Source organism: Variovorax sp. GW823-FHT04B03 (genome assembly GCF_058796495.1).
In genome coordinates, this window is record NZ_JBXAIT010000003.1 from 247,578 (window position 1) to 272,451 (window position 24,874).

The following is a 24,874-nucleotide window of genomic DNA, read 5'->3' on the forward strand; positions in this document are numbered from 1 at the left end:
CTGGGCACCAAGATTGAACAGACCCTTACCAGGTCTTCTGAAAAAAGCCACCGGCCTCCGGTGGCTTTTTTCTTGGCCGTTTGAATCAGGCGCATCAAACGGGCAACGCGATCAGGTCGTGGCCTTCAGCGCCCACGATGCGTGCACGCGTGAACTCGCCGACCTTCATCGTCTTGCTGATCTTTTCAGGCGGCAACAGGCGAACAGTGCCGTCGATCTCCGGTGCATCGGCGTACGTGCGCCCCACCCCACCCTTGCGGCCCAGCGCCGGCGCTGAATCGACCAGCACCTGCATCGTCGAGCCGATGCGCTTTTGCAGCTTAGCGATCGACACGGCCTCAGCCACCTCCATGAAGCGGGCGCGGCGCGCTTCGCGCTCGGCCTCGGGCAGCATGCCCGGAATGTCGTTGGCGGTGGCGCCCTCGACGGGGCTGTAGGCAAAGCAGCCGGCACGGTCGATCCCCGCCTCGCGAATGAAGTCGAGCAGGTGCTCGAACTCCTGCTCCGTCTCGCCCGGGAAGCCGGCGATGAAGGTGCTGCGGATCACGAGTTCGGGGCAGACCTCGCGCCAGCGCGCGATCCGCTCCAGGTTCTTCTCGCCGCTGGCCGGCCGCTTCATGCGCTTGAGCACGTCGGGGTGGCTGTGCTGCAGCGGCACGTCGAGGTACGGCAGCACCAGGCCGCTCGCCATCAACGGAATGATTTCGTCCACACTCGGATAGGGGTACACGTAGTGCAGGCGCACCCAGGCGCCATACGGCTCGGCAATTTCGCCCAGCGTGCGCACGAGTTCGAGCATGCGGGTCTTGACCGGCTTGCCATCCCAGAAGCCGGTGCGGTACTTCACGTCGACGCCATAGGCCGAGGTGTCCTGGCTGATCACCAGCAGTTCCTTCACGCCGCCCTCGAACAGGGCCTTGGCTTCGCTGAGCACATCACCCACCGGACGCGAGACCAGGTCGCCGCGCATCGAGGGAATGATGCAGAAGGTGCAGCGGTGGTTGCAGCCTTCGCTGATCTTCAGGTAGGCGTAGTGCCGCGGCGTCAGCTTGAGACCGGCCACCCCGAAGGTGTTCGGCACGAGATCGATGAACGGATCGTGCGGCTTCGGCAGGTTGGCGTGCACGGCATCCATCACCTCCTGCGTGGCATGCGGACCGGTGACGGCCAGCACGCTGGGGTGCATCTGGCGCACGAGGTTGCCACCCTGGTCGCCGGTCTTGGCGCCCAGGCAGCCGGTGACGATCACACGGCCGTTCTCGGCGAGCGCTTCGCCGATGGTGTCCAGGCTTTCCTTCACGGCATCGTCGATGAAGCCGCAGGTGTTGACGATGACGAGGTCGGCGCCCTCGAAAGTCTTAGAGGTTTGATAACCCTCGGCGCTCAGCCGGGTCAGGATCAATTCGGAATCGGTCAAGGCCTTGGGGCAACCAAGGCTGACGAAGCCGACCTTGGGGGCGGTCGGCGTAACGGTACGTTCAGGGGAGGCAACTTCGCTCATAGGCCTCTATTGTCCCAGCTATCGGTGACAGCGGGGCATTCATCGGGCAGTCGCCCCATTCGGGCGGGCCGCCGCGCGGCGCTCAGGGGCGCTTGATGCCAAAGGCACCCAGCACCTGCTCGGTGTTTTTCTGCATCTGCTCCTGCATCTGCAGGAAGACGTTCTTCGATTGCTCGACGTAGTTGCCCATCAGTCCCTGGATCATCGGCGACTGCATGGTCATGAAGCGCGACCACATCTCGGGCGTCAGGCCCTCGGCCTTTTCGGCGAGCTGGGCCTGCATCTCGGTCATGGCCTGGATGTTCTTCTCGAGGTAGGGGCCCATGTAGCCCTGCATGGCCTGGCCGTAGAAGCGGATGATGTTGGCCAGCACCTGCTCGGTGAACATCGGCGCGCCGCCGGCCTCTTCTTCCAGGATGATCTGCAGCAGGATGCTGCGCGTGAGGTCGTCGCCGGTCTTGGCGTCGCGCACCACGAACTGCGCGTTCTTGATGACCAGCTGCTTGACCTCGGTCAGCGTGATGTACGTGGATGTCTCCGTGTCGTAGAGCCGTCGGTTGGGGTACTTCTTGATCACACGCTGGACCGGCTTCACCCCGGACTTCTTGCTCTGCACTACAGACTCCTTCACATGGACGCCCATGTCATCGGATGATTCTAGGGAGCGGTTTTGCTGCATCGCGACAAGGTTTACCCTGACCGTGATTCTTCTTCAGGCGTCCGGCGCCGTCGCGTACTCGGCACTGCACGCATGACACGCTGCAGCTTCGGGGCGCTCCGGGGTCGACAGCCTGAATCGCAACGGGATCTTCTGCCCGTAGACCACCCAGCACCGGGGGCAATGCTCCTGCCCCGCCGTCGGAAGGTAGGCGCGTGCGCGCTGCTCGGCGCGCTCCTCGGTCACCGGCATGCCTTGTCGTTGTGCGCGCGCGACTTCGCGTGCGGCCATGGTGTCGGCGCGACCGGCGGCAAGGTCATTGATGCCGTAGACCGCGCGCGCGAATTCAAGAGGGGCTTGCTTGAGCAATGCGGCCACGCGGTGGTCGGCGTGCGCCCGATCAACTGGCGTTGATCGCGTATTCATCAGATCGCTTATCAAGGAAATTCGAGAAGGTTGGCAGACCGCTCAAGGTAGCACAACCACATGGCTCAGGCACCTTGCCTGCACCGCGCGAAGGGCCGCCCGTGAAAGGGGTTTTCGCTTGCGCCGATCACTCAGGACGACCGGGCTGATCCAGAGACAAACACGTCGCCCAAACGACGAACGGGTTGCAGCGAAATCGCTGCAACCCGTGTTTGAATTTGGTAGGCGCGATTGGATTCGAACCAACGACCCCCACCATGTCAAGGTGGTGCTCTAACCAACTGAGCTACGCGCCTAAGAGAAGCATCGAGTATAGCAGGAGAAATGGCCCTTTTCAGCGCCGACGTGCAGATCGCACACCAGTCACTGCAGTCACCACACTCAACACCTGCGTCAAACGCGCGGCATCGGCGATTTCCACGGTGAACGTCATCCACGCCGTGCCCTTGATCGACTGCGTCTGCACGCCGATCACGTTCATCTTCTCGCGCGCAAAGACATCGGAGATATCGCGCAGCAAACCCTGGCGGTCGGCCGCTTCCACTGCCACGTCGACTGCATAGACTGGTGCATCCGCGCCCTTCTTCGGCAGGCCCCATTCGACATCGATCACGCGTTCGCCGTCCTTCGCGGCCATCGTGCGGAAGTTGCTGCAATCCGCGCGATGCACGCTGACGCCATGGCCGCGCGTCACGAAGCCACGGATCGCGTCGGGCGGCGCCGGCTTGCAGCACTTGGCGAGCTGCGTCATCAGCGACGACACGCCCACCACCAGCACGCCGCCCTTGCCCGACTTCTCGCTGCCGCGCGCCTTCTTGATCTGCACGCCATCGTCAGGGTTCAGCGCCGGCTCGGGCGGACGCAGCAGCGTCTCGATGTTGCGCAGCGAAAACTCGTCCTTGCCGACCACCTCGAACAGATGGTCCGCCGACTTGAAGCCGAGTTGCGACGCCAGGTCCTCGAGCCGCATGGCCGTCTTGCCTTCGCGCTGCAGCAGCTTCTCGACGGCTTCGCGTCCTCGCGCCACGGTCTCGTGCGTGATCTGCGCGTTGAACCAGGCGCGCACCTTGGCGCGTGCGCGGTGGCTCGCCAGATAACCGAGCTCCGCATTCAGCCAGTCGCGCGACGGACCGCCTTCCTTGGCCGCCATGATCTCGACCGTCTGCCCGTTCGACAGCGGCGTGTTCAGCGGCACCATCGCGCCATCGACACGCGCACCGCGGCAGCGATGCCCCAGCGTCGTGTGCACCGTGTAGGCGAAGTCGACCGGCGTCGCGCCCTGCGGCAACTCGACGATGGCGGCGTCGGGCGTGAGCACATAGATGCGGTCGTCGAACAGCCCCTGCCCCTGCAGCCCGCCCGACAGGTCGCGCTCCCAGGCCAGCAGCTGGCGCAGCACGGCGATCTTGGCGTCGTACTCGCCGCTGGCCCAGACACCGGCGTAGCCCTTGTGGCCCGCTTCCTTGTAGGCCCAGTGCGCGGCCACCCCATGTTCGGCGTGGTCGTGCATTTCCTCGGTGCGGATCTGGATCTCGATGGGCTTGCCCACCTTGCCGTCGACGATCTCGCGCACCACCGTGTGCAGCGACTGGTAACCGTTGGGCTTGGGCCGCGCGATGTAGTCGTCGAACTCCTCGTCGATGGGCTGGAAGTGCGAGTGCACCCAGGCCAGCGCGGCATAGCAGTCCTTCACGTCCGGCACCACCACGCGCAACGCGAGGATGTCGAAGACCTGCTCGAAGTCGAGCGACTTGCCGCGCATCTTCTTGACGATGCTGTAAATGTTCTTCGGGCGTCCCTGCACCGTGGCCTTGACGCCCTCGGCCTGCAGTTCGTGCTCCAGCTGCGAACGCAACTGCTCGACGTGGCCTTCGCGCTCGATGCGCTTCTCGTCGAGCAGCCGCGCGATCAGCTTGTAGGTCTCGGGCTCGAGAAAGCGGAACGAGAGGTCCTCGATCTCCCACTTCACCTGCCAGATGCCCAGCCGGTTCGCGAGCGGCGCAAACACCTGCAGCGACTCGCGCGCCACGCTTTCTGGCGCGGGCTGCTTGCTGGCCGCCGCGTGCCGCAGCGTCTGCAGGCGCGAGGCCAGCCGCAGCATGACCACGCGCAGGTCGCGCGAAAACGCGAGCAGCATCTTGCGCACGTTCTCGGTCTGCGCGCCGGCGCCTTCGGCGTGGTGCCCTTGCGAGGCGGTGCGCGCCTGCTCCTGCACGCGCACGAGCTTGGTGGTCTCGACCGCGAGCGCCGCGAAGTTGTCGCCGAAAACCTTGGCGATCACTTCCTGCGGACGGTTCAGGTGCTGGCAGGAATACACGAGGTAGCTCGCGGCCTGCATCGCCTCGGAGCCGCCCATCTTCGCAACGATGGCGGCCACGGCATCGGCGTGTGCCAGCGTGTTCTCGCCGGTGTCGAGCTTTTCGTCGGCAATCAGCGGCTCGGCGAACGCGCGGGCGCGCGCCAGCATGTTCTCCATGACCGGCGAGCGGTCGGCCGTGGCGGCCGACAGCGGGTAATCGACCATGACGCCGTCGGACAGGGGTGCCGTCTGAAGGTTCGCAGACTCTCGCTTCACGATGCCCTCAATCAAACAGGAAATTCGTGACGACGACGACCTGTGCGGGATCGACGAAAGTCGGCGCGTGCCCCACGCCCTCGAACTCGACGAGCGTGGCGCGCGGCCCACGCTGCGTCATCGCGGCCGCCGTCTCGGGCGACAGCAGGTCGGACGCCGCGCCGCGCGTGAGCAGCGCGCGCGCGTCGATGGCGTCGTACAGGCTCCACATCACCGCCCCGCCCTGCGCCGCGATCTCGGGCGTGATGGCCCGCAACGGCACGCCGATGGCCGGGTCGTAGTGCAGCACCCAGGCGCCCTCGCCCACCGGGCCGGCACTGGCGGTCTTGGCGGCACCGTCGGCGCTGCGCTCAGAAGCCGGCACCACCATGTGCTGCGACAGCGCGCGCCACTGCTCGGGCGTGTGCGGCCCGAACGTGGTCGACAGGGCCCACATCGCATCGGCCGCGGCCTGCACGCTCGGAAACTGGCCGCTCTTGCCCACATAAGCGCCGATGCGCTGGATGGCGGCGGGCTCGACCGTGGGGCCGACATCGTTCGCGACGAAGCGGCGAATGGGCCGTGGCAGCGGCAGCTCCTTGTGGCCGGCCAGCACGAAGCCGATCAGCCCGCCCATGCTGGTGCCGACGTAGTCGAGCGTGTCGATGGGATGCTCGCCGTGCAACTGCGCGATCAGCGCCACCATGTCGGCGGCGTACACAGGCACTTGATAGAAAGCAGGGTCGCGCAGCCAGTCGCTGCGGCCGCGCCCGACCACGTCGGGACAGACCACACGCACGTCGCCGCCCGCGCGCGCCACAATGGCTTGCGCGAGCACGTCGAAATCGCGCCCCTGCCGGGTCAGCCCGTGCACGCAGATCACGACATGTGCGCTGCGCGCGTCGCCCCATTGCCAATAGGCCATGCGATGACCGCCCTGGGCGTCGTTGCAGGCCACGTCGTGAAGGGTCGGTTCTGTCATGGAAACGGAGGGGTTCGGGTGCGGATAATGGTCTCGTTGCATCCTAATTCATCCGGAGATTGATCTTCATGCTCAAAGGCAAAACCGCGCTTGTCACGGGGTCCACCAGTGGCATTGGCTTCGCCATCGCCAAGGCGCTGGCCCAACAGGGCGCACACATCGTGCTCAACGGTTTCGGCGACGCCGACACCCCAAAGACCCAGATCGAGGCGCTCGGCGTGCGTGCCGAGTACCACGGGGCCGACATGAGCAAGCCCGACCAGATCGAGGACATGATGAAGTTCGCGGCGTCGAAGTTCGGCCGCGTCGACATCCTCGTCAACAACGCCGGCATCCAGCACGTCGCCAAGGTCGAGGACTTCCCGACCGAACGTTGGGACGCGATCCTCGCGATCAACCTCACGAGCGCCTTCCACACGACGCGCCTGGCGATCCCCGCGATGCGCGAGGCCAACTGGGGCCGCATCATCAACGTGGCGTCGGCGCACGGGCTCGTGGCCTCGGCGCAGAAGTCGGCCTATGTCGCAGCCAAGCACGGCATCGTCGGCCTGACCAAGTCGGTGGCGCTCGAAACCGCCACCACCGGCGTCACCTGCAACGCGATCAGCCCGGGCTGGGTGCTCACGGCGCTGGTGCAAAAGCAGATCGACGACCGCGCGGCCCGCGAAGGCATTTCGGCCCTCCAGGCGCAGAACGAACTGCTGGGAGAAAAGCAGCCCTCGCTGCAGTTCACGACGGTCGAGCAACTGGGCGGGCTGGCCGTCTTCCTGAGCTCTCCCGCGGCCGATCAGGTGCGGGGCGTCGCCTGGGCCATGGATGGCGGCTGGACGGCTCAGTAAATAAACAGAGACAACCAAAAAACGCCGGCGGCACTCGACCGCCGGCGCTGCGCTCTTTGTCTTCTTACTTGAGCTGCACCGAGCCGGAGACGTTCACGACCACGCTGGTCTTGCCTGCTTCCACCGGCACGGCCGAATCGGCGGCCGAGAACGACTTGGCCTGCATGGCCATCACGCGCGGGCGGATCGGGCCGCTGTCGTTCGCGTTCACCGACACCTCGCGCAGCGTGTAGCCGCCGAAGCCGAAGCCCTTGGCCAATTCGCCGGCCTTTTGCTTGAAGTTGTCGATGGCGATGTTCTGCGCCTCGGTCTCGGTCTTGGCGCGCTGCTCGCGGCTCAGGCCGAAACCGACGTTGCCCACGCTGAGCGTGCTGATGCGCCCGGCCGTCTGGGTGATGCGCGCGAAGTCGCGGCCTTCGAGCACGAGCTCGGTCGACCCCTGCCAGCCGTTGATCTTGCCGTCCTTGGTGTAGCGCGGCGAAAGGCTGAAGTTGCCGGTGCGCACGTCGAGCTGGCCCGGCTGCGCATTCTTCTTGGCCTCGGCCAGCGCGGCGTCCAGCGCCGTCTTGAGCTGGGTCTGCACGGTGCCCGCCTCGGCGGCGTCGCGCGTGGTGACGAGGGTCATGCTCAGCAGGTCTTGCTGAACTTCGACGGTGCCGGAGGCCGACAGCTGGAGCACGTTTTGTGGAGCAGGCATGACGGCATTCTGGGCCAAGGCGGCCCCGGCAAAGGTCAGCGCGGCGCAGGCCGCGATCAATTGAACAGTCTTCAAGACAGATTTCTCCCTGGTGGATGCGAGGAAAAGCCCTCGCCCGCGCCCTCTTCTTCAGTGGCGCAGGCTGCGCGGCGCGGTTTGCGGACTGGCGACGGGCTGCGGTACCGGCACGATGCGCTCGGCAGGCTGTGATTCTGCCGAATTCAGAAGTACACCCGTTCCCGCGGGCACCCACTGCCCCCGGACCTGCTGCCTCAACTCGAAGAGCTCGCCCGCCGTGAGACGGCGCCCCGCCAGCGCTTCGCCGCGGCGCTGCTCTTCCCGCTGGGCCGCCCGGTGCGCGGCCACGGCATCGCGCACTTCGCTGCGGCGCCCTTCACTGACCCGCAAAAACCCTTCGGAAGCGACGGACGTCGCACCACAGGCGCATGCGAAAAAAAGCAGAGGCAAGGCAGAAAAAGAAGGTCTCATCGCGCAATCGTCATAAGGCAGCACGGACTGTGCCACCGCCGGGCAAAGCCCGGATGACCAGACGGCGAGCGGCCGCAAGTTGTGTAACTTAGTGTCAACCACTACGGAATTCGGCAGCAATGGGGTCCTAACGCCTTCAGAATCGGCGCTGTTACAAATTCAACGTTGTAGAAATGACTCAAGTTCCCGCTCGCACCGACAAGATCGTGATCGTCGACGACGACGCCCGCATCCGCGACCTGCTGCGCCGCTACCTGACGCAGGAAGGATTCGAAGTGATCGTGGCCGAGGACGGCAAGGCGCTCAACCGCATCCTGTTGCGCGACACGGTCGACCTGATCGTGCTCGACCTGATGATGCCCGGCGAAGACGGCCTCTCCGTGTGCCGCCGTCTGCGTGCCGCCAACGACCGCACGCCGATCATCATGCTCACCGCCAAGGGTGAGGACGTGGACCGCATCGTCGGTCTCGAAGTCGGCGCCGACGACTACCTCGGCAAGCCCTTCAACCCGCGCGAACTGCTGGCCCGCGTGCACGCCGTGCTGCGCCGCCGTCCGCCGCTCGAGGCGCCGGGTGCCCCCTCCACCGAGAACGAGACCGTCACTTTCGGCCCGTTCGCCTTCGACCTCGGTTCGCGCACGCTGAAGAAGGACGGCGAGGAACTCTCGCTGACCACCGGCGAGTTCGCGATGCTGAAGGCGCTGGTGCGCCACCCGCGCCAGCCGCTGTCGCGCGAAAAGCTGGCCCAGCTGGCACGCGGACGCGAATTCGAGCCCTTCGACCGCAGCCTGGACGTGCAGATCTCGCGTCTGCGCAAGCTGGTCGAGTCCGACGCCGCGGCGCCGCGCTACATCCAGACCGTCTGGGGCGTGGGCTACGTGTTCGTGCCGGACGGCACGGCCTGACGATCTGCTGAGAGGTGGCCATCGGCCTCCATTCCGCCCGACCTGACCCGGCCCAGGAGGACGGGGCACAGGTCACGATGCCGAGCCCGCTCGAAGCGAGCGCGCAGCGTGACCGCCGCCCCGGCCTCAAGCTGGGTTTCAGCCTTTTCTGGCGCACCTTCTTTCTGCTCGCACTGCTGCTGATCGGCTGCACGGTCGCCTGGCTGCAGACCTTCCGCTCGCTCGAATACGAGCCGCGCGCCATCCAGACCGGGCACCAGATCGCCTCGCTCGTGAACCTCACACGCGCGGCGCTGGTGTACTCGGACGCGATCACGCGGGTCTCGCTGATCAAGACGCTGGCCGACCAGGAAGGCGTGCGCATCCTGCCGCGCGAACCCAACGACCGCTTCCAGCCCTACACCAGCGGCGCACTCGACGAGCGCGTCACCGAAGAGCTGATCGCCCAACTCGGCGAAGGCACCACCGTGGCCAGCCGCGTGAACGACGAGCCGGGCCTATGGATCGGCTTCACCATCGAGAGCGACACCTACTGGCTGCTGCTCGACCCCACGCGCTTCAGCCGCGTGGGCGGGCGCACCTGGCTGGTCTGGCTCAGCACGGCGATGGCGCTGTCGCTGGCCGGTGCGGCGCTGATCACGCGGCTCATCAACCTGCCGCTCAAGCAGCTGTCGCGCGCCACCTTGCAGGTGCGCGAGGGCGAGTACGAGGCGCACCGGCTCGACGAGCGCGCCCGCACCAACGAAATCCGCGCGGTGAACATCGGCTTCAACCGCATGGCCGACCAGCTCGCCAAGATCGAGCAGGACCGCGCCATCATGCTGGCCGGCATCTCGCACGACCTGCGCACGCCGCTCGCGCGGCTGCGGCTCGAGACCGAGATGAGCGTGGCCGACGAAGACGCGCGCGACCACATGGCCGCCGACATCGCGCAGCTCGACGCCATCATCGACAAGTTCCTCGACTACGCCCGCCCCGACCACGTCGACCAGCGCCCCGTGCTGCTGCGCGATGTGATCGACGCCTGCACCTACGCCGTGCAGGACTACGAAGAGATGAACATCCACGTCGACGTGCCCGCCGACCTGAAGGTGATGGGCGACGAGGTGGAGCTCACGCGCGTGATCTCCAACCTGGTCGAGAACGCGCGGCGCTACGGCAAGACGCCGTCGACCGGCGTGGCCGACGTCACGATCCAGGCGCAGGCCAACAACGACGCGGTGCTGATCAAGGTGCGCGACCACGGCGCGGGCGTCGAGCCCGCCCTGCTCGTGCAGCTGACCAAGCCCTTCTTCCGCGGCGACGCGGCGCGCACCTCGGCGGCCGGTGCCGGCCTGGGGCTGTCGATCGTGGCGAAGAACATCGAGCGCATGGGCGGCACGTTCGCGCTCACCAGCACGCCGGGCCGGGGCCTCGCGGCCCACATCCGGATGCCGCGCGCGATGCCGGCGGGCAGCAGCAAGCCCGGCGAGGTGCCGGGCAAGAAACAGGTCGCCTGAAGAAGAACCCTGGGCTCAGCGGTGCAGCAGCACCGCGGCGCGGGCTTCCATCGCCCGCCCCTCGCCCACCGGGCCGAGCTTCTCGGCCGTCTTGGCTTTCACATTGACCTGATCGAGCGCAATACCCAGCGTGTCGGCAATGCGCTGACACATGGCCGGGATGTGCGGCGCCAGCTTGGGCGCCTGCGCGATCACGGTGCTGTCGACATTGCCGATTTCCCAGCCCGTCGCCCGCACGCGGCGCGCCGCCTCGGCCAGCAGCACGGCCGAATCGGCACCGCGAAATTGCGCATCGGTGTCGGGAAAATGCCGGCCGATGTCGCCCAGCCCGGCCCCGCCGAGCAGCGCGTCGGTGATGGCGTGCAGCAGCACGTCGGCGTCCGAATGCCCGAGCAGGCCGGTGGTGTGCGGCACCTCGATGCCACCCAGGATGAGCTTGCGCCCCGCCACCAGCTGGTGAACGTCCCAGCCTTCGCCGATGCGGATGTTGAACGGTGTCGTCGTCATGCCATGGCCTTCTTGCGGCCGAGCAGCACCGCCTCGGCCAGTGCGAAATCTTCGGGGAAGGTGACCTTGAAGTTCTGCGCGCTGCCGGGCACCAGCAGCGGCGCCAGGCCGAGGGTCTCGATGGCGCTGGCCTCGTCGGTCACCACGTCGCCCACGCGCTCCAGCGCGTCGAGCAGCATGCCAATGCGGAACATCTGCGGCGTCTGCGCCAGCCACTTGTCGGCGCGCGGCAGGGTCTGGGTCGCGCGGCTGTCGGTCGACGAGACCTTCAGCGTGTCGGCCAGCCGCTGCGCCAGCAGGCCGCCGACGGCGTCGTGCTCGCAGGCGGCGATGAGCGCCTCGATCTGGCTGGACGTGACCAGGCAGCGCGCCGCGTCGTGCACCAGCACCCAGTCGTGCGGCCCGGCGCCCTTCTGGCGCAGCGCCACCAGGCCGTTGCGCACCGAGGCGGCGCGCGTCAGCCCGCCCACGCGCAGCAGATATTCGCCGGTCGCCGGAAAGCGCGGCAGCGCCGTCTGCACCTCACGGTCGTCGGGCGACACCACCACGGCCACGCCCGCGAAACGCCCGGTCAGCGCGCGAAACGCGTCCACCGTGTGGGCCACCATCGACTGGCCCGCCAGGCGCCGGTACTGCTTGGGCTGCGTGCCGCCGGCACGGTGGCCGGAGCCGGCGCAGGGGATCAGCACGTAGAAACGGGAAGAAGACATGGAGGGTGCGGCACGGGCCAATGGCCGACAAGCGAATAAGGGGCCGCCATTCTAGAATTGACGTTCGCACACCCCTCGCCGTCCGGCGCGGGGTGTCGTGCATTTTTCGAACCGCTCCATGGACCTCCCCCTTCTCCCGGCGGGCAAGCGTTTCACGCTGCCGCGTCCCCCGTTGTCGGCCGATGCGCTGATGCTGGCCCAGCTCGGCATGCGCGAGAAGGCTGCGGGTCGCGCCACCGCGATGTTCACCGCCGACGCGAACGACGCCCAGCGGCTCATCGACGAAATCGCCTTCTTCGCCCCCGAGCTGCGCTGCGCCCTCTTCCCCGACTGGGAAACGCTGCCCTACGACAGCTTCTCGCCGCACCAGGACCTGATCAGCGAGCGCCTGGCCACGCTGTGGCGCATCAGCCAGAAAGAGGCCGACGTGGTGCTGGTGCCCGCCACCACCGCGCTGTACCGGCTGGCGCCGCCGGCCTTCCTGGCGGGCTACACCTTCCAGTTCAAGGCCAAGCAGAAGCTGCAGGAGTCCAAGCTCAAGGCCCAGCTCACGCTGGCCGGCTACAGCCACGTGACGCAGGTCGTGAGCCCGGGCGAGTACGCGGTGCGCGGCGGCCTGATCGACCTGTTCCCGATGGGCTCGCCGGTGCCGTTCCGCGTCGACCTGTTCGACGACGAGATCGACTCCATCCGCACCTTCGACCCCGACACCCAGCGCAGCCTGTATCCCGTGCCCGAGGTGCGCCTGCTGCCGGGCCGCGAGTTCCCGATGGACGACGACGCCCGCGCGCGCTTTCGCAGCCGCTGGCGCGAACTGCTCGAGGGCGACCCGACCAAGAGCCGCATCTACAAGGACATGGGCAACGGCGTGGCCACCGCCGGCATCGAGTACTACCTGCCGCTGTTCTTCGACGAGACGGCCACGGTGTTCGACTACCTCGGGCCCGACGCCACCGTCGTGCTGCACGGCGACCTCGAACCCGCGTTCCAGCACTTCTGGCAGGACACGAACGAGCGCTACCGCCTGGTGCAGGGCGACCCCGAGCGCCCCGCGCTCCCGCCCGACGCGCTGTTCCTCAACGCCGAGCAGTTCTACCAGCGCGCCAAGCCGCATGCGCAGCTCGCCATCCGCGGCGACATCGCCACCGACGCGCCCTACGCAGAGTTCGACAAGCTGCCGCCGTTCGCTGTGGTGCGCGGCGCGGAAGACCCGCTGGTCGGCCTGAAGGCCCACATCGCCGCCACGCCGCACCGCGTGCTGCTGATCGCCGAGAGCGACGGGCGCCGCGAGAGCCTGCTCGACTTCCTGCGCGCCAGCGGCGTGAACCCGCCGGCCTTCGACTCGCTGGCCGAGTTCGAAGCCTCGGGCGACGAGAAGATCGGCATCGCCACCGCCGCGCTGGCCTCGGGCTTCGCGTGGCGCGAACAGGCGATCGACTTCGTCACCGAGACCGAACTGTTCGCCACCGCGCCCACCACGCGCCGGCGCAACAAGAAGCAGGAACAGGTCAGCGACGTCGAAGCGCTGATCAAGGACCTGTCCGAACTCAACGTGGGCGACCCGGTGGTGCACAGCGCGCACGGCATCGGCCGCTACCGCGGCCTGATCCATATGAACCTGGGCCAGGGCACGGGTGCCGACGGCAAGCCGCTGCTGCAGGAAATGCTGCACCTGGAGTACGCCGACAGAGCCACGCTCTACGTGCCCGTGAGCCAGCTGCACCAGATCAGCCGCTACACCGGCGTCAGCGCCGACGAGGCGCCGTTGCACAAGCTGGGCTCCGGCCAATGGGAAAAGGCCAAGCGCAAGGCCGCCGAACAGGTGCGCGACTCGGCCGCCGAGCTGCTCAACATCTACGCCCGCCGAGCCGCGCGCGAAGGCCATGCCTTCCGCTACTCGCCGGCCGACTACGAGGTGTTCGCCAACGACTTCGGCTTCCAGGAAACCGCCGACCAGAAGGCCGCCATCCACGCCGTGGTGCAGGACATGATCTCGCCCCAGCCGATGGACCGCCTCGTGTGCGGCGACGTCGGCTTCGGCAAGACCGAGGTCGCGCTGCGCGCCGCCTTCATCGCCGTCACCGGCGGCAAGCAGGTGGCGTTTCTCGCGCCGACCACGCTGCTGGCCGAGCAGCACTACCAGACGCTGGTCGACCGTTTTGCCAAGTGGCCGGTGAAGGTGGCCGAGATGAGCCGCTTCCGCTCGGCCAAGGAAATCACGGCCGCCGCCAAGGGCCTGGCCGAGGGCCAGGTCGACATCGTGGTGGGCACGCACAAGCTGCTCTCGCAGTCGGTCAAGTTCAAGAACCTGGGCCTGCTCATCATCGATGAGGAGCACCGTTTCGGCGTGCGCCACAAGGAGGCGATGAAGGCGATGCGCGCCGAGGTCGACGTGCTCACGCTCACCGCCACGCCGATTCCGCGCACGCTGGGCATGGCGCTCGAAGGCCTGCGCGACCTGAGCGTGATCGCCACCGCGCCGCAGCGCCGCCTGGCCATCAAGACCTTCGTGCGCAACGAGGGCACGGGCGTGATCCGCGAAGCCGTGCTGCGCGAGCTCAAGCGCGGCGGGCAGGTCTACTTCCTGCACAACGAGGTCGAGACCATCGAGAACCGGCGCCAGAAGCTCGAAGAAATCCTGCCCGAGGCCCGCATCGCCGTGGCCCACGGCCAGATGCCCGAACGCGAGCTGGAGCGCGTGATGCGCGACTTCGTGGCCCAGCGCTACAACATGCTGCTGTGCTCGACCATCATCGAGACCGGCATCGACGTACCCACCGCCAACACCATCGTGATGAGCCGCGCCGACAAGTTCGGCCTGGCGCAGCTGCACCAGCTGCGTGGCCGCGTCGGCCGCTCGCACCATCAAGCCTATGCGTACCTGATGGTGCCGGACACCGAAGGCCTGACCAAGCAGGCCTCGCAACGGCTCGAAGCCATCCAGCAGATGGAAGAACTGGGCTCGGGCTTCTACCTCGCGATGCACGACCTGGAGATTCGCGGCACCGGCGAGGTGCTCGGCGAGAACCAGAGTGGCAACATGATGGAGATCGGCTTCCAGCTCTACAACGAGATGCTCAGCGAAGCCGTGCGCTCGCTGAAGGCCGGACAGGAGCCCGACCTGCTCTCGCCGCTGTCGGTCACGACCGAGATCAACCTGCACGCCCCGGCCCTGCTGCCCGACGATTACTGCGGCGACGTACACCTGCGGCTGTCGTTCTACAAGAAGCTCGCCACCGCGAAGAACCCGGACCAGATCGACACGCTGCTGGAAGAAATCGTCGACCGCTTCGGCAAGCTGCCGCCACAGGCGCAGACCCTGATCGACACGCACCGCCTGCGCGTGCTCGCGCGGCCCTACGGCGTGGTCAAGGTCGACGCGGCGCCGGGCATCATCAACATCACCTTCCGCAAGGACGCGCCGGTGGACGGCATGGCCATCATCCAGCTGATCCAGAAGAACAAGCACATCAAGCTCGCCGGCAACGAGAAGCTGCGCATCGAGCGCGAACTCAAGGAGCCGAAGGACCGCGCCCAGATGGTGCGCGACGTGCTGCGCAGCCTCGGACAACCCCTCGTCAAGGAAACCGCCCCCGCATGAGCGCTACGACTGAAATCTCTCCCGGCCTCGTCCTCCAGCGCGTGAAGCCGCCGCTGAAGCTCGCCGACTTCAAGCTGATCGCGTTCGACATGGACTCGACGCTGATCAACATCGAGTGCATCGACGAGATCGCCGATGCCGTCGGCAAGAAGGCCGAGGTGGCCGCGATCACCGAAGCCACGATGCGCGGCGAGATCAAGGACTTCAAGGAAAGCCTGCGCCGCCGCGTGGCGCTGCTGCAGGGCGTGCCCGTGGCCGCGCTGCAGCAGGTGTACGACGAGCGCCTGAAGCTCAACCCCGGCGCCACCGAGCTGGTCGCAGCCTGCAAGAAGGCGGGCCTCAAGGTGCTGCTGGTGTCGGGCGGCTTCACCTTCTTCGCCAACCGCGTGAAGGACCGCCTGGGCATCGATTTCGCGCGCTCCAACCTGCTCGACGAAGCCGACGGCCAGCTCACCGGCCAGGTCGTGACACAGAGCTGGGGCGACATCTGCGATGGCGCCGAAAAGCGGCGCACGCTGCTCGAAGTGGCGTCGCTCATGGGCATCTCGCCGCAAGAGACCATCGCCGTGGGCGACGGCGCGAACGACCTGCCGATGATGGGCGAGGCCGGGCTGTCGGTGGCCTATCACGCCAAGCCGAAGGTGCGCGAGCAGGCCATGGTCGCGATCAACGAAGGCGGGCTCGACCGCGTGCTGGAAATCCTGAAATGACCGACGCCGCCCCGCTCTACCGCGCCGACGCGCTGCGCGACTACGCCAGCGCCCTGCTGCAGAAGGCGGGGCTCGCGGCCTCGATGGCCGACAGCGTGGCGCGCACGCTGGTCGAAGGCGACCTGCTGGGCCACGACACGCACGGCCTCGCGCTGCTCGCCGGCTATGTGAAAGAAATCGAATCGGGCGGCATGACCCACGACGGCGCCCCCGAGGTGCTGTCCGACCGCCCTGCCGCCGTGCTCTGGGACGGCAAGCGCCTGCCCGGCCCCTGGCTCATGGACCAGGGCATGGACCTGCTGGTGCCGCGTGCGCGCGAACTGGGCACCGCCTCGCTCGTGATCCGCCGCAGCCACCACATCGCCTGCCTCGCGGTCTACATGCTGCGCGCGCTGCAGGAAGACATGCTGATGCTGCTGGCCTGCTCCGACCCCAACACGGCCAGCGTCGCGCCCTTCGGCGGCACGCAGGCGGTGTTCACGCCGAATCCGCTGGCGATGGGCTTTCCGCTCTCGCAGGGCGGCGTGATGGTCGACATCTCGGCCTCGATCACCACCAACGGCATGAGCAACCGCAAGCGCGCGGCCGGTGAGACTTTCGCCGAGGAATGGCTCATCGACGCCTCCGGCCAGCCGTCGGACAACCCGCAGGTGCTGTTCGACCAGCCGCCCGGCACGCTGCTGCCCGTGGGCGGCTTGAGCCACGGCCACAAGGGCTACGGCATGGCGCTGCTGGTCGAGACGCTCACGGCCGGCCTCGCGGGCCACGGCCGCGCCGACCCGCCCGAAGGCTGGGGCGCAACGGTGCACCTCACGCTTCACGACCTGCACGCCTTCGGCGGCAAGGACGCCTTCCTGCGCCAGATGGACCACGTGGCCGAGAAATGCCGCGACAACGCGCCCATCGACCCGGCCAGGCCTGTGCGGCTGCCGGGTGAAGGCGGGTTGAAGCGTCGGGAAGCGCAATCGGCGAACGGGGTGCGGCTGCACCCGTCGATTGCGCGCTCGCTGCAGGAGGCGGAGCAGCGGCATGGCCTGCGGCTGGCGCAGGCGCTGATCTGACGGGGCTTATTCCTCGTCGTCGTTCTCGGCGTGGCCGGGCGCACCCGCGGGCCGCGGCTGGCGCTTGCCGGGCTTGGCCAGGATCTCGATGTAGAACTGCTTGCCGCCCTCTTTCACCACACCGTCGATGAGGCCAGTGATGGCTGTGAGGTGGATGGTTTCGGCGGATTCCTGGGCGCTGCCGAACCGGCAGTCGAAGTCCCAGAAGTCGGCGCCTTCGGGCAGGTCGCGGCGGCGCTCGCGCTTGATGTACTTGCGAATCTCGTGCTTGACGGCTTCGAGGAGACGGTCGGGGTGCTTGCCCTCGACCTGAAGCTGGAAGGTTTTTCTCATGGGTGATGGTAACCCGCTGTGTAAAGTCGGCGGTTCAAATGGAAAGCAGGTGAAGACATGGCACGCGCAAACGACTGGGCAAGCAAGGTGATGGCATTGGTGAACGGCGGCAACGCCCCGGCGGCCATCGCGCAGATCAAGGTCGCGCCGTCGGTCAAGGACCTGAAGGCACTGCAGACCATCATGACGCTCTCCAAAATGAAAGGCCGCTATCCGAACGTGGATGCGGCCATTTCAGACAACCTGGACCTGCTGGCGGCGCCCCGGCTGCACCGGTCCCCCTGAACGTCGGCGTTACAGGGCCTGGCCGAGGCGCTTCACGCCCTCTTCGATCTTCTCGATGTCGGCCGTGGCAAAGCTCAGGCGCAAGGTCGCCACATCGGGCTTCTCGGCGAAGAACGGCGCGCCGGGCACGAAGGCCACCAGCTTCTCGATCGCACGCTTGGCCAGCTCGTTGGCATCGGCCAGCTTGCCGTTGGCGCCCGTCAGGCGCGCCCAGAAGAACAAACCGCCGTTGGGCTGCGTGAAGCTCACCGCATCGCCCAGCTCGCGCTTCAGCGCGGCGCCCATGGCCTGCGCGCGCTGGCCGTAGACCTCGCGCACATGCGCCAGCGTGCCGGGCATGCGGCCACTCTTGAGGTACTGCGCGGCAGTGGCCTGCGCGAAGGTGCTGGTGTGGGCGTCGCTGAACTGCTTGCACATCGTCGCCTTGGCCAGCAGCTCGGGCGGCGCGATCATCCAGCCGATGCGCAGGCCGGGGCTGAGCACCTTGCTCAGGCTGCCGCAGTGCGCGAGCAGCTCACGGCTGCCGGGCACGTCCTTGCTCAGCGACATGATCGACGGCGGCGGTGCTTCGCCGAAGTACAGGTCGCCGTAGGGGTCGTCCTCGACGATCAGCGTCTGGTACTTCACGGCCAGCTCGAGCACCTTCTTGCGGCGCTCCAGGCTCAGCATGGCCCCGCTGGGGTTGCCGAAGGTGGGGATCAGGTAGACGAACTTGGGCTTGTGCTCGGCGATGAGCTTCTCGAGCTCGTCGGTCTTCACGCCGTTGGCGTCGATGGGCGCGCTGATGAGCTGCGCGCCGTACAGGCGGAAGCACTGGATCGTGGCCAGGAAGGTCGGTCCTTCGACAATCACCTTGTCGCCGGGCGAGATCATGGTCTTGCCCAGCAGGTCCAGCGCCTGCTGGCTGCCGGTGGTGACGATCAGGCCGCTCGGGTCCACGTCGACGCCCTTGGTCTTCATGAAGGACGAGAGCTGGTTGCGCAACGGCTCGTAGCCTTCGGTGGCGCCGTACTGCAGGGCCCCGCCGGCCTCTTCTGTGAGCGCCTTCTGGCTCGCCTCCTTCAGGCCCTCGACGTCGAACATGGCGCTGTCGGGAAAGCCGCCCGCAAAACTGATGATGCCGGGCTTGCCCAGCAGCTTGAAGAGTTCGCGGATGGCGGAGGTTTCGACGTTGTCGAGGCGGGAGGCGAATTGCATGGTCAGTCTCACTTTCTGGGCGTCATTGTCGCGAAAGCCCGGGCAGGAAAGCTGCGTAGGGCCATGGCTTTTCGACGATATATTGCATCCATCGCCGCAAACGCCGGTGCTCGCCCTGCCTTGTGCGGCATGCGCCCCGCGAGCCCCTTGCAATGAACGGCGGCCCCCACGACCCATGAAAAAATCCGACATCCCCCTCTTCTTCGCCACCCTGCAAGCCGCCAACCCCGAGCCGCGCACGGAGCTCGAATACACCACGCCCTTCGAGCTGCTGGCCGCCGTGCTGCTGTCGGCGCAGGCCACCGACGTGGGCGTGAACAAGGCGACGCGCCGGCTCTATCCGGTGGCGAACACGCCGCAGGCGATCCTCGACCTCGGGGTGGAAGGGCTGGAGTCGTACATCAAGACGATCGGGCTGTACCGCAGCAAGGCCAAGCACCTGATCGAGGCCTGCCGCATGCTGGTCGAGCTGCATGGCGGCGAGGTGCCGCGCACGCGCGCCGAACTCGAGGCGCTGCCGGGCGTGGGGCGCAAGACGGCCAACGTGGTGCTCAACGTGGCCTTCGGCGAGGAGACCATCGCGGTCGACACGCACATCTTTCGCATCGGCAACCGCACGGGGCTTGCGCCCGGCAAGACGCCGCTGGACGTGGAACTCAAGCTCGAAAAGCGCATCCCACCCGAATTCCGCCTGCACGCGCACCACTGGCTGATCCTGCACGGGCGCTATGTCTGCGTGGCGCGCAAGCCGCGCTGCTGGGAATGCGCGGTCTCCACCTTCTGCTCGTTCAAGCCCAAGACGCCGGCCCCCAAGACCGCCTGAGCGGCACACACCACCTCGCACATGACGACGACAACGACTTTCAAGAAGACGCCTTCCGCCGCCCTCCTCTTTCTCGCAGCGCTGTGCAGCGCGGGCGCCGCCTGGTCGCGCGATGGCGTGCTGCCGCCGGAGACGATGGCGCTCTACGGCGGGCGCTGGTCCGCCAACTGCGCCGACGCAGCGGCACCGACGCTGCAGGTGCGCGAGGACATGCTGATCGCCGAGCGCGGCAAGCGCCGCGTGGTCGGCCGCCAGCCGGACACGGCCCACAGCTTCTTCGGCAATCAGGCGCCGCCGCCGAACTTCGACGTGGCGCTCATGAGCCGCGTGGACAAGGGCGACAACGCGATGATGAATTTCCTGGTCTTTCGCGATGCGCGCGGCCAGTCGATCACGCTGAAGGCCGACAAGCCGGTCATGGGCCAGCTGGGGCCGGAGCTGATGAAGCCGCGCTACTGGCGCTGCGACGGTCCGGCGCGCGCCGCGGCGCCGCCCACCGAACCCGTGACCGCCGCCCCCAAGCCGCCGGCACCCGCCACGGGCAGCCCGGCCGCCCTCGCCCGGGGCCCCGCGATGGACAAGGCCTGGCGCGCCGCGCTGGGCACGCGTGAAACCGAACGCTGGCTGGTGCGCCGCGAAGGCCCGGCGCCCGAGCCGCAATGGGTGACGGTGGACGGCACGCGCTACCTGCTGCACGCCTTCTGCAAGCCGCACGACTGCTACGACCACAACGCGATCGCGCTGTACGACCAGGGCTCGGGCCGGCTCTATGGCCTGGTGCAGCGCAACGGGCAGAACCAGCTCCTGGGCGGGCCTTCGCCGCAGTTCGCGGGGCAGCTCGACCGGCTCTGGCGCGAGCAGTGGCGCGCCAAGAACTGACAGCGCCTCGTCAGCCGACCGGCGCGGCGACCACGCGCCAGTCGCCAAAAGCCGCCGCGTCGTTGGGCCATTGATCGGCCCGCTCGGGGCACGACACGCCCTGCGACAGCAGCTGCACCGCCCGCAGCACGCCTGCATGCGTGACCCACAGCGCGTCGGCGCCGGTCGCCAGCCAGTCGGCGTGCGCCAAAGCCACGCGCTGCATGAAGGCGCGCACGCTCTCGCCGTCGCCTCCGGCCGGGGCGTCGGCGAAACGATTCGTCCAGGCCTCGAATTCCTCACGGGCCACGGCCGACCACAGGCGCCCTTCCCAGGCGCCGAAACTCATCTCGGCCAGTCGCGCATCGCGCCGCACCGACAGATCGGGCCGCAGCGCGACGATGGCATCCGCCAGCAGGACGCAACGCCGTAGCGGCGAACTCCACAGCGCGATGCCGGCCGGCAGCACCGCGGCGATGCGCGCGGCGGCGGCCTGCGTGCCGTCCGCATGGGCATCGAGGTCGGTCGCGCCGTAGCACAGGCCCGCCGGCGCGATCACCGGCGCATGGCGCTGCAGCCAGAGCTGGGCGGTCGCGGCGCTCATGCCTTCCACACCAGCGCGAGGTAGATCGCCAGTTCGCACACCTGCTGCGTCGCGCCGAGCCCGTCGCCCGTGAAGCCCTGCAGCCGACGCACGAAGAGCCGCGCCATCCAGCCGCCCGCGAGCACCAGCGCCACGAGCGCCGCGCCCACATGCACCGCGTCGTGCGCACACAGCAGCAACGCCACGGCGGGCGCGGCCCACAGCACGGCGACGAGCAGCGCGCCGCCGCTGATCGCATCGGCCAGCGGCTTGGCCTTGCTGCCGCTGCTGTCGCCCACGTAGGGCAGCCAACGGATCAGGAACAGCGGCGCCAGCCGCGACAGCACATGCGCGCCGACGATCGACACCGCCGCCACGTCCAGCCCGCGCGCAGCCAGCGCGGCCAGCAGGCCGAACTTCAGGCTCAGCGCCAGCACCAGCGCGACCGCGCCGAAGGCGCCGATGCGCGAGTCCTTCATGATCTCCAGCGCGCGCTCGCGGCTGGCCGAACCGCCGAGGCCGTCGGCCACGTCGGCCAGGCCGTCCTCATGGAAGGCGCCCGTGAGCATCACGGTGGCGACGGTGCTCAGCACCGCCGCGACCAACGCCCCTGCCACGCCCGGCAAACCCGCCCCCACGGCCACGAACACGGCCGCCGCCACCCCACCCGCGATCCAGCCGATGGCCGGCAGGTGCGCCGCGGCGGCGCGCAGCATCTGCGGGCTGAAGCCGACCCAGGCGGCGAGTTTTCCCGTCACCGGCACGCGGGTGAAGAACTGGACGGCCAGCAGGAAATGGCGCACGCCGTTCATTGCTGGCGCGACACGCCCGCCGATTCGAAGCTCGCCATCTCGCGCAGGATGCGGCAGGCCGATTCGAGCAGCGGCCACGCCAGCGCACCGCCCGAGCCCTCGCCCAGGCGCAGGTCGAGGTTCAGCAAGGGCTCGAGCCCGAGGTGCTTCAGCAGCAGCGTGTGCCCGGGCTCCGCCGAGCTGTGCGCCGCCACGCAGCGCTGCGTCACCTGCGGGCGGATCGCCTGGGCGACCAGCACGGCGGCGCTGGCGATGAAGCCGTCCACCACAATCACGCGCCGCTCCTGCGCCGCCTGCAGCACCGCGCCGACCAGCGTCGCCACCTCGAAGCCGCCGAACGCGGCCAGCGCGTCGAGCGGCGCGGTCGCGCCCGCGTGCAGGGCGAGCACCTCGCGCAGCACCTCGCGCTTGCGCGCCAGGCCGTCGGCGTCGAGCCCCGTGCCGGCACCGGTGCACAGGCCGATGTCGAGCCCGGCCAGGCGCGACAGCAGCAGCGCGGCGGACGAGCTGTTGCCGATGCCCATCTCGCCCAGCAGCAGCGCGTTGCCCGGCAGCGCGCGCACCACCTCGCGGCCGTTGGCGATGGCCTGGGCGCATTGTTCGGGCGTCATGGCGGGGCCGGCCGAGGCGTCGGCCGTGCCGGCGGCGATGCGCCGCGACACCAGGCCGGGGCGCGGCTGGAAGTCGCGCCGCACGCCGCAATCGACCACGGTGAGCGCCAGGCCGTGCTGGCGCGCCAGCACGCTGACGGCCGCGCCGCCGGCCAGGAAGTTCTCGACCATCTGCCAGGTCACGTCGCTCGGGTAGGCCGACACGCCGCGCGCCGCCAGCCCGTGGTCGCCCGCGCACACCAGCATCTGCGGTGCGTCGAGCACGGGCTGCTCGGTGCCCAGGATGGTGCCGATGCGCAGCGCAAGCGCTTCGAGGCGGCCCAGCGCGCCGACGGGCTTGGTCTTGTTGTCGAGCGCGGCCTGCAGGCGCGCCGCGAGCGCGGCGTCGGCGATGTCTGGGATGGCGGGAATCAAATCGGTGTCGGTCATGCGATCAAGCCGGCAAGCACGCCGGCGTCGAAGTGGGTGTCGATGAAGTCGGCCAAGCCGTCGAAGGTGGCGTCCAGCGTGGGCGCCGTGGTGCCGAACAGCGCCTGCAGCGCGGCCGGGTCTTCGAACAGGCCGTGCAGATAGAGGCCCAGCACGTTGCCGCGCGTGTTCTGCCAGGCCAGGCCCTCGGGCATCACGGCGCGGCCGTCGTGGGCCAATTGCGGGTGGGCGGCCGTCTGGCCGTGGTGGATTTCGTAGCCGGCGATACGCACGCCCGCCAGCGCGGCCCAGGGGCCGGCCACGAGGTCGCCGGAAAAGGTCGCCTCGCGGTGCCGCACGGTCTTCTCGCGCTCGAACACGGTCACGAGCGGCAGCAGCCCCAGTCCCGGCGCGTTGCCGTCGATGCCGTGCGGATCGACCAGCGCCTCGCCCAGCATCTGCAACCCGCCGCACACGCCCAGCACCGCGCCGCCGCGCCCGGCATGCTCGGCCACCGCGCGGTCCAGCCCCTGCGCGCGCAGCCAGGCCAGGTCGCCGCTCGTGTGCTTGGAGCCGGGCAGCACGATCCAGTCGGCGCCGGCCACGTCGGCCGGCGTGCGGGCCCAGACCAGGCGCACGCCGGGCACGTTCTTCAGTGCCTGGAACTCGTCGAGGTTGCTCAGGCGCGGGTACGCGACCACCGCCACGGTGCGCGTGACCACGCCGCTGGCGCGGCTGCGGTCGTCGAACACGCCGTCTTCCTCGGGCAGGCCGTGCTGCCACCACATGGGCAGCGTGGCCACGGTGGGCACGCCGGTCAGCGCCTGCAGCTGCTGCGGCGCGGGCGCCAGCAGCGACGCATCGCCCCGGAACTTGTTGAGCACGAATCCATGGATGAGCGCCCGGTCGGCCTCGGGCAGCAGCGCCCAGGTGCCGTACAGGTGGGCGAAGGCGCCGCCGCGGTCGATGTCGGTTGCCAGCAGGCAGCGGGCCTGGGCATGGCGGGCGACGCGCAGGTTGACGATGTCGCTGGCCATGAGGTTGATCTCGGCCGGCGAGCCGGCGCCTTCGATCACGACGACGTCGTTCTCGGCGCGCAGTTCGTCGAAGGCCTGCGCGATCTGCGGCCAGACGCGCTCGCTGCGCCCGCGCCACGGCAGGGTCGACAGCGCCTCGCTCACCTGCCCCATCAGCACCACCTGGCTGTGGGTGTCGCGCTCGGGTTTGAGCAGCAGCGGGTTCATGCGCACGTCGGGCACGGCGTTCGCAGCCAGGGCCTGGAAGTACTGGGCGCTGCCGATCTCGCCGCCCTCGACCACGCGGGCGTTGTTGCTCATGTTCTGCGCCTTGAAAGGCGCCACCCGCAGCCCCTGGCGGGCATACCACCGGCACAGCGCGGTGGCCAGCCAGCTCTTGCCGGCACCGCTGGTGGTGCCCAGGACCATGACGCAGCGCGCCGGCCCGCTTGTCGCTCTAGAACTCATCCGGGGATTGTCGTTGAGCGCCGAACTGAAACCGGAAGGCCGACTCAGACGTAATAAGGATGAGGCCTCTCAGGGCCGCACCGGAAAATCATGTCCGCCCTCAACGATCTGGCGCTGACGGTCGAGGAACGCGAGCCGGGCCGGTTCTACTGGCTCCTGCTCGAAGCCGTCCACGACACCGGCAGCACCTCCGACACGCTCGGCTACCGGCCGCTGCGGGTGGCTGCGCGCCCGCAGGCCAGCTATTCGAGTGCGCTCGCGCTGGGCGCGGTGGCGCTGAAACAGGCCGCCGCTACGGCGACGCATCCGGGCCCGGGCGATCGCGCCTGAGCCCGGAAGAG

General features: G+C 68.4%; 25 protein-coding genes and 1 tRNA gene. 10 read left to right on the forward strand and 16 right to left on the reverse strand.

Going from position 1 to position 24,874, the window contains the following annotated elements:
* Positions 1 to 94: 94 nt before the first annotated feature.
* The 6 genes from rimO to AC1RAD_RS14300 form a co-directional block, all read right to left on the reverse strand.
* Positions 95 to 1,501, reverse strand: coding sequence for a 30S ribosomal protein S12 methylthiotransferase RimO (rimO, locus tag AC1RAD_RS14275; protein ID WP_492735508.1), 1,407 nt, complete (start codon positions 1,499 to 1,501; stop codon positions 95 to 97).
* An 82-nt stretch (positions 1,502 to 1,583) separates the two neighbouring features.
* Entirely contained in the window at positions 1,584 to 2,144 is a 561-nt protein-coding gene (phaR, locus tag AC1RAD_RS14280) for a polyhydroxyalkanoate synthesis repressor PhaR (RefSeq protein WP_062480702.1), read from the reverse strand.
* A gap of 69 nt (positions 2,145 to 2,213) precedes the next feature.
* Positions 2,214 to 2,537 carry a hypothetical protein gene (locus tag AC1RAD_RS14285; RefSeq protein ID WP_492735510.1) on the reverse strand — a complete coding sequence of 108 codons (324 nt, stop codon included), beginning with the start codon at positions 2,535 to 2,537 and terminating at the stop codon, positions 2,214 to 2,216.
* 267 nt (positions 2,538 to 2,804) lie between these two features.
* Positions 2,805 to 2,881, reverse strand: a tRNA-Val gene (locus tag AC1RAD_RS14290).
* A 38-nt stretch (positions 2,882 to 2,919) separates the two neighbouring features.
* The gene (locus AC1RAD_RS14295) at positions 2,920 to 5,109 is read right to left on the reverse strand and encodes a RelA/SpoT family protein (RefSeq protein ID WP_062480706.1); all 2,190 of its coding nucleotides are present in this window, start codon (positions 5,107 to 5,109) and stop codon (positions 2,920 to 2,922) included.
* A 58-nt stretch (positions 5,110 to 5,167) separates the two neighbouring features.
* Positions 5,168 to 6,121 carry an alpha/beta fold hydrolase gene (locus AC1RAD_RS14300; protein WP_492735512.1) on the reverse strand — a complete coding sequence of 318 codons (954 nt, stop codon included), beginning with the start codon at positions 6,119 to 6,121 and terminating at the stop codon, positions 5,168 to 5,170.
* Positions 6,122 to 6,189: 68 nt separating this feature from the next.
* Here AC1RAD_RS14300 and AC1RAD_RS14305 point away from each other — a divergent pair, with 68 nt between their 5' ends.
* Complete coding sequence (locus AC1RAD_RS14305) at positions 6,190 to 6,960, forward strand: 3-hydroxybutyrate dehydrogenase (protein WP_095747591.1); 771 nt, start codon at positions 6,190 to 6,192, stop codon at positions 6,958 to 6,960.
* 64 nt (positions 6,961 to 7,024) lie between these two features.
* Here the strand turns inward: AC1RAD_RS14305 and AC1RAD_RS14310 are convergent, their stop codons facing one another.
* On the reverse strand, positions 7,025 to 7,732 hold the full coding sequence (locus AC1RAD_RS14310; RefSeq protein WP_062480709.1) for an SIMPL domain-containing protein: 708 nt from the start codon (positions 7,730 to 7,732) through the stop codon (positions 7,025 to 7,027).
* Positions 7,733 to 7,786: 54 nt separating this feature from the next.
* On the reverse strand, positions 7,787 to 8,224 hold the full coding sequence (locus AC1RAD_RS14315) for a hypothetical protein (RefSeq protein ID WP_223301309.1): 438 nt from the start codon (positions 8,222 to 8,224) through the stop codon (positions 7,787 to 7,789).
* Between the two features lie 95 nt (positions 8,225 to 8,319).
* Between AC1RAD_RS14315 and ompR the strand changes: the two genes are divergently transcribed.
* Positions 8,320 to 9,051: an osmolarity response regulator transcription factor OmpR gene (gene ompR, locus AC1RAD_RS14320; protein WP_007837017.1), complete on the forward strand. Its 732-nt coding sequence runs from the start codon at positions 8,320 to 8,322 to the stop codon at positions 9,049 to 9,051.
* A 77-nt stretch (positions 9,052 to 9,128) separates the two neighbouring features.
* A complete protein-coding gene (locus AC1RAD_RS14325) occupies positions 9,129 to 10,550 on the forward strand; it encodes a sensor histidine kinase (RefSeq protein WP_062480711.1) in 1,422 nt (473 codons plus the stop codon).
* Between the two features lie 15 nt (positions 10,551 to 10,565).
* Here AC1RAD_RS14325 and ispF read toward each other — a convergent pair whose 3' ends face one another.
* Together ispF and ispD are read right to left on the reverse strand one after the other, a co-directional pair.
* Positions 10,566 to 11,057 carry a 2-C-methyl-D-erythritol 2,4-cyclodiphosphate synthase gene (ispF, locus tag AC1RAD_RS14330; RefSeq protein WP_307693747.1) on the reverse strand — a complete coding sequence of 164 codons (492 nt, stop codon included), beginning with the start codon at positions 11,055 to 11,057 and terminating at the stop codon, positions 10,566 to 10,568.
* Complete coding sequence (ispD, locus tag AC1RAD_RS14335) at positions 11,054 to 11,767, reverse strand: 2-C-methyl-D-erythritol 4-phosphate cytidylyltransferase (protein ID WP_492678801.1); 714 nt, start codon at positions 11,765 to 11,767, stop codon at positions 11,054 to 11,056. Before ispD ends, ispF begins: the two co-directional genes overlap by 4 nt.
* Positions 11,768 to 11,885: 118 nt before the next feature.
* On the opposite strand from ispD, the gene mfd reads away from it, so the two are divergent.
* The 3 genes from mfd to AC1RAD_RS14350 are packed head-to-tail and all read left to right on the forward strand — an operon-like array spanning position 11,886 to position 17,139.
* Positions 11,886 to 15,368, forward strand: a complete 3,483-nt coding sequence (gene mfd, locus AC1RAD_RS14340) for a transcription-repair coupling factor (protein ID WP_492735515.1) — start codon at positions 11,886 to 11,888, stop codon at positions 15,366 to 15,368.
* Positions 15,365 to 16,078, forward strand: coding sequence for a phosphoserine phosphatase SerB (gene serB / locus AC1RAD_RS14345; RefSeq protein WP_062480719.1), 714 nt, complete (start codon positions 15,365 to 15,367; stop codon positions 16,076 to 16,078). The genes mfd and serB overlap by 4 nt, the downstream gene beginning before the upstream one ends.
* On the forward strand, positions 16,075 to 17,139 hold the full coding sequence (locus tag AC1RAD_RS14350) for an Ldh family oxidoreductase (protein ID WP_492735517.1): 1,065 nt from the start codon (positions 16,075 to 16,077) through the stop codon (positions 17,137 to 17,139). The genes serB and AC1RAD_RS14350 overlap by 4 nt, the downstream gene beginning before the upstream one ends.
* A 6-nt stretch (positions 17,140 to 17,145) precedes the next feature.
* On the opposite strand, the gene AC1RAD_RS14355 is transcribed toward AC1RAD_RS14350, so the two are convergent.
* Positions 17,146 to 17,472, reverse strand: coding sequence for a DUF6172 family protein (locus AC1RAD_RS14355; protein ID WP_369632675.1), 327 nt, complete (start codon positions 17,470 to 17,472; stop codon positions 17,146 to 17,148).
* 57 nt (positions 17,473 to 17,529) lie between these two features.
* On the opposite strand from AC1RAD_RS14355, the gene AC1RAD_RS14360 reads away from it, so the two are divergent.
* Complete coding sequence (locus AC1RAD_RS14360; protein ID WP_013541760.1) at positions 17,530 to 17,757, forward strand: hypothetical protein; 228 nt, start codon at positions 17,530 to 17,532, stop codon at positions 17,755 to 17,757.
* 9 nt (positions 17,758 to 17,766) lie between these two features.
* Here the strand turns inward: AC1RAD_RS14360 and AC1RAD_RS14365 are convergent, their stop codons facing one another.
* Positions 17,767 to 18,954: an aminotransferase-like domain-containing protein gene (locus tag AC1RAD_RS14365; RefSeq protein ID WP_062480728.1), complete on the reverse strand. Its 1,188-nt coding sequence runs from the start codon at positions 18,952 to 18,954 to the stop codon at positions 17,767 to 17,769.
* A 175-nt stretch (positions 18,955 to 19,129) separates the two neighbouring features.
* On the opposite strand from AC1RAD_RS14365, the gene nth reads away from it, so the two are divergent.
* Both nth and AC1RAD_RS14375 read left to right on the forward strand, forming a co-directional pair.
* A complete protein-coding gene (gene nth / locus AC1RAD_RS14370) occupies positions 19,130 to 19,777 on the forward strand; it encodes an endonuclease III (RefSeq protein ID WP_095745121.1) in 648 nt (215 codons plus the stop codon).
* 21 nt (positions 19,778 to 19,798) lie between these two features.
* Positions 19,799 to 20,656, forward strand: a complete 858-nt coding sequence (locus AC1RAD_RS14375) for an Ivy family c-type lysozyme inhibitor (protein ID WP_492735520.1) — start codon at positions 19,799 to 19,801, stop codon at positions 20,654 to 20,656.
* 10 nt (positions 20,657 to 20,666) lie between these two features.
* On the opposite strand, the gene AC1RAD_RS14380 is transcribed toward AC1RAD_RS14375, so the two are convergent.
* The 4 genes from AC1RAD_RS14380 to AC1RAD_RS14395 are packed head-to-tail and all read right to left on the reverse strand — an operon-like array spanning position 20,667 to position 24,533.
* The gene (locus AC1RAD_RS14380; protein ID WP_492735522.1) at positions 20,667 to 21,239 is read right to left on the reverse strand and encodes a histidine phosphatase family protein; all 573 of its coding nucleotides are present in this window, start codon (positions 21,237 to 21,239) and stop codon (positions 20,667 to 20,669) included.
* Positions 21,236 to 22,030 (reverse strand): adenosylcobinamide-GDP ribazoletransferase, encoded by a 795-nt coding sequence (locus tag AC1RAD_RS14385; protein ID WP_492735524.1) that lies wholly within the window; start codon positions 22,028 to 22,030, stop codon positions 21,236 to 21,238. Before AC1RAD_RS14385 ends, AC1RAD_RS14380 begins: the two co-directional genes overlap by 4 nt.
* Positions 22,027 to 23,070 (reverse strand): nicotinate-nucleotide--dimethylbenzimidazole phosphoribosyltransferase, encoded by a 1,044-nt coding sequence (gene cobT / locus AC1RAD_RS14390; RefSeq protein WP_159277114.1) that lies wholly within the window; start codon positions 23,068 to 23,070, stop codon positions 22,027 to 22,029. Before cobT ends, AC1RAD_RS14385 begins: the two co-directional genes overlap by 4 nt.
* Positions 23,067 to 24,533, reverse strand: coding sequence for a cobyric acid synthase (locus tag AC1RAD_RS14395; RefSeq protein ID WP_492735527.1), 1,467 nt, complete (start codon positions 24,531 to 24,533; stop codon positions 23,067 to 23,069). The genes cobT and AC1RAD_RS14395 overlap by 4 nt, the downstream gene beginning before the upstream one ends.
* Positions 24,534 to 24,623: 90 nt before the next feature.
* Between AC1RAD_RS14395 and AC1RAD_RS14400 the strand changes: the two genes are divergently transcribed.
* The gene (locus tag AC1RAD_RS14400) at positions 24,624 to 24,863 is read left to right on the forward strand and encodes a hypothetical protein (RefSeq protein WP_492735529.1); all 240 of its coding nucleotides are present in this window, start codon (positions 24,624 to 24,626) and stop codon (positions 24,861 to 24,863) included.
* Positions 24,864 to 24,874: the final 11 nt, after the last annotated feature.

What these genes read in the sequence shown, in the direction of transcription:
- AC1RAD_RS14350 (WP_492735517.1), top strand. Translation starts at nt 16,075, where the DNA reads ATGACCGACGCCGCCCCGCTCTACCGCGCCGACGCGCTGCGCGACTAC.
- AC1RAD_RS14400 (WP_492735529.1), top strand. Translation starts at nt 24,624, where the DNA reads ATGTCCGCCCTCAACGATCTGGCGCTGACGGTCGAGGAACGCGAGCCG.
- serB (WP_062480719.1), top strand. Translation starts at nt 15,365, where the DNA reads ATGAGCGCTACGACTGAAATCTCTCCCGGCCTCGTCCTCCAGCGCGTG.
- ispD (WP_492678801.1), bottom strand. Translation starts at nt 11,767, where the DNA reads ATGTCTTCTTCCCGTTTCTACGTGCTGATCCCCTGCGCCGGCTCCGGC.
- AC1RAD_RS14305 (WP_095747591.1), top strand. Translation starts at nt 6,190, where the DNA reads ATGCTCAAAGGCAAAACCGCGCTTGTCACGGGGTCCACCAGTGGCATT.
- AC1RAD_RS14360 (WP_013541760.1), top strand. Translation starts at nt 17,530, where the DNA reads ATGGCACGCGCAAACGACTGGGCAAGCAAGGTGATGGCATTGGTGAAC.
- cobT (WP_159277114.1), bottom strand. Translation starts at nt 23,070, where the DNA reads ATGACCGACACCGATTTGATTCCCGCCATCCCAGACATCGCCGACGCC.
- AC1RAD_RS14300 (WP_492735512.1), bottom strand. Translation starts at nt 6,121, where the DNA reads ATGACAGAACCGACCCTTCACGACGTGGCCTGCAACGACGCCCAGGGC.
- AC1RAD_RS14325 (WP_062480711.1), top strand. Translation starts at nt 9,129, where the DNA reads ATGCCGAGCCCGCTCGAAGCGAGCGCGCAGCGTGACCGCCGCCCCGGC.
- AC1RAD_RS14395 (WP_492735527.1), bottom strand. Translation starts at nt 24,533, where the DNA reads ATGAGTTCTAGAGCGACAAGCGGGCCGGCGCGCTGCGTCATGGTCCTG.
- AC1RAD_RS14295 (WP_062480706.1), bottom strand. Translation starts at nt 5,109, where the DNA reads ATGGTCGATTACCCGCTGTCGGCCGCCACGGCCGACCGCTCGCCGGTC.
- mfd (WP_492735515.1), top strand. Translation starts at nt 11,886, where the DNA reads ATGGACCTCCCCCTTCTCCCGGCGGGCAAGCGTTTCACGCTGCCGCGT.
- phaR (WP_062480702.1), bottom strand. Translation starts at nt 2,144, where the DNA reads ATGGGCGTCCATGTGAAGGAGTCTGTAGTGCAGAGCAAGAAGTCCGGG.
- nth (WP_095745121.1), top strand. Translation starts at nt 19,130, where the DNA reads ATGAAAAAATCCGACATCCCCCTCTTCTTCGCCACCCTGCAAGCCGCC.
- AC1RAD_RS14385 (WP_492735524.1), bottom strand. Translation starts at nt 22,030, where the DNA reads ATGAACGGCGTGCGCCATTTCCTGCTGGCCGTCCAGTTCTTCACCCGC.
- ompR (WP_007837017.1), top strand. Translation starts at nt 8,320, where the DNA reads ATGACTCAAGTTCCCGCTCGCACCGACAAGATCGTGATCGTCGACGAC.
- AC1RAD_RS14380 (WP_492735522.1), bottom strand. Translation starts at nt 21,239, where the DNA reads ATGAGCGCCGCGACCGCCCAGCTCTGGCTGCAGCGCCATGCGCCGGTG.
- AC1RAD_RS14355 (WP_369632675.1), bottom strand. Translation starts at nt 17,472, where the DNA reads ATGAGAAAAACCTTCCAGCTTCAGGTCGAGGGCAAGCACCCCGACCGT.
- AC1RAD_RS14375 (WP_492735520.1), top strand. Translation starts at nt 19,799, where the DNA reads ATGACGACGACAACGACTTTCAAGAAGACGCCTTCCGCCGCCCTCCTC.
- AC1RAD_RS14365 (WP_062480728.1), bottom strand. Translation starts at nt 18,954, where the DNA reads ATGCAATTCGCCTCCCGCCTCGACAACGTCGAAACCTCCGCCATCCGC.
- rimO (WP_492735508.1), bottom strand. Translation starts at nt 1,501, where the DNA reads ATGAGCGAAGTTGCCTCCCCTGAACGTACCGTTACGCCGACCGCCCCC.
- ispF (WP_307693747.1), bottom strand. Translation starts at nt 11,057, where the DNA reads ATGACGACGACACCGTTCAACATCCGCATCGGCGAAGGCTGGGACGTT.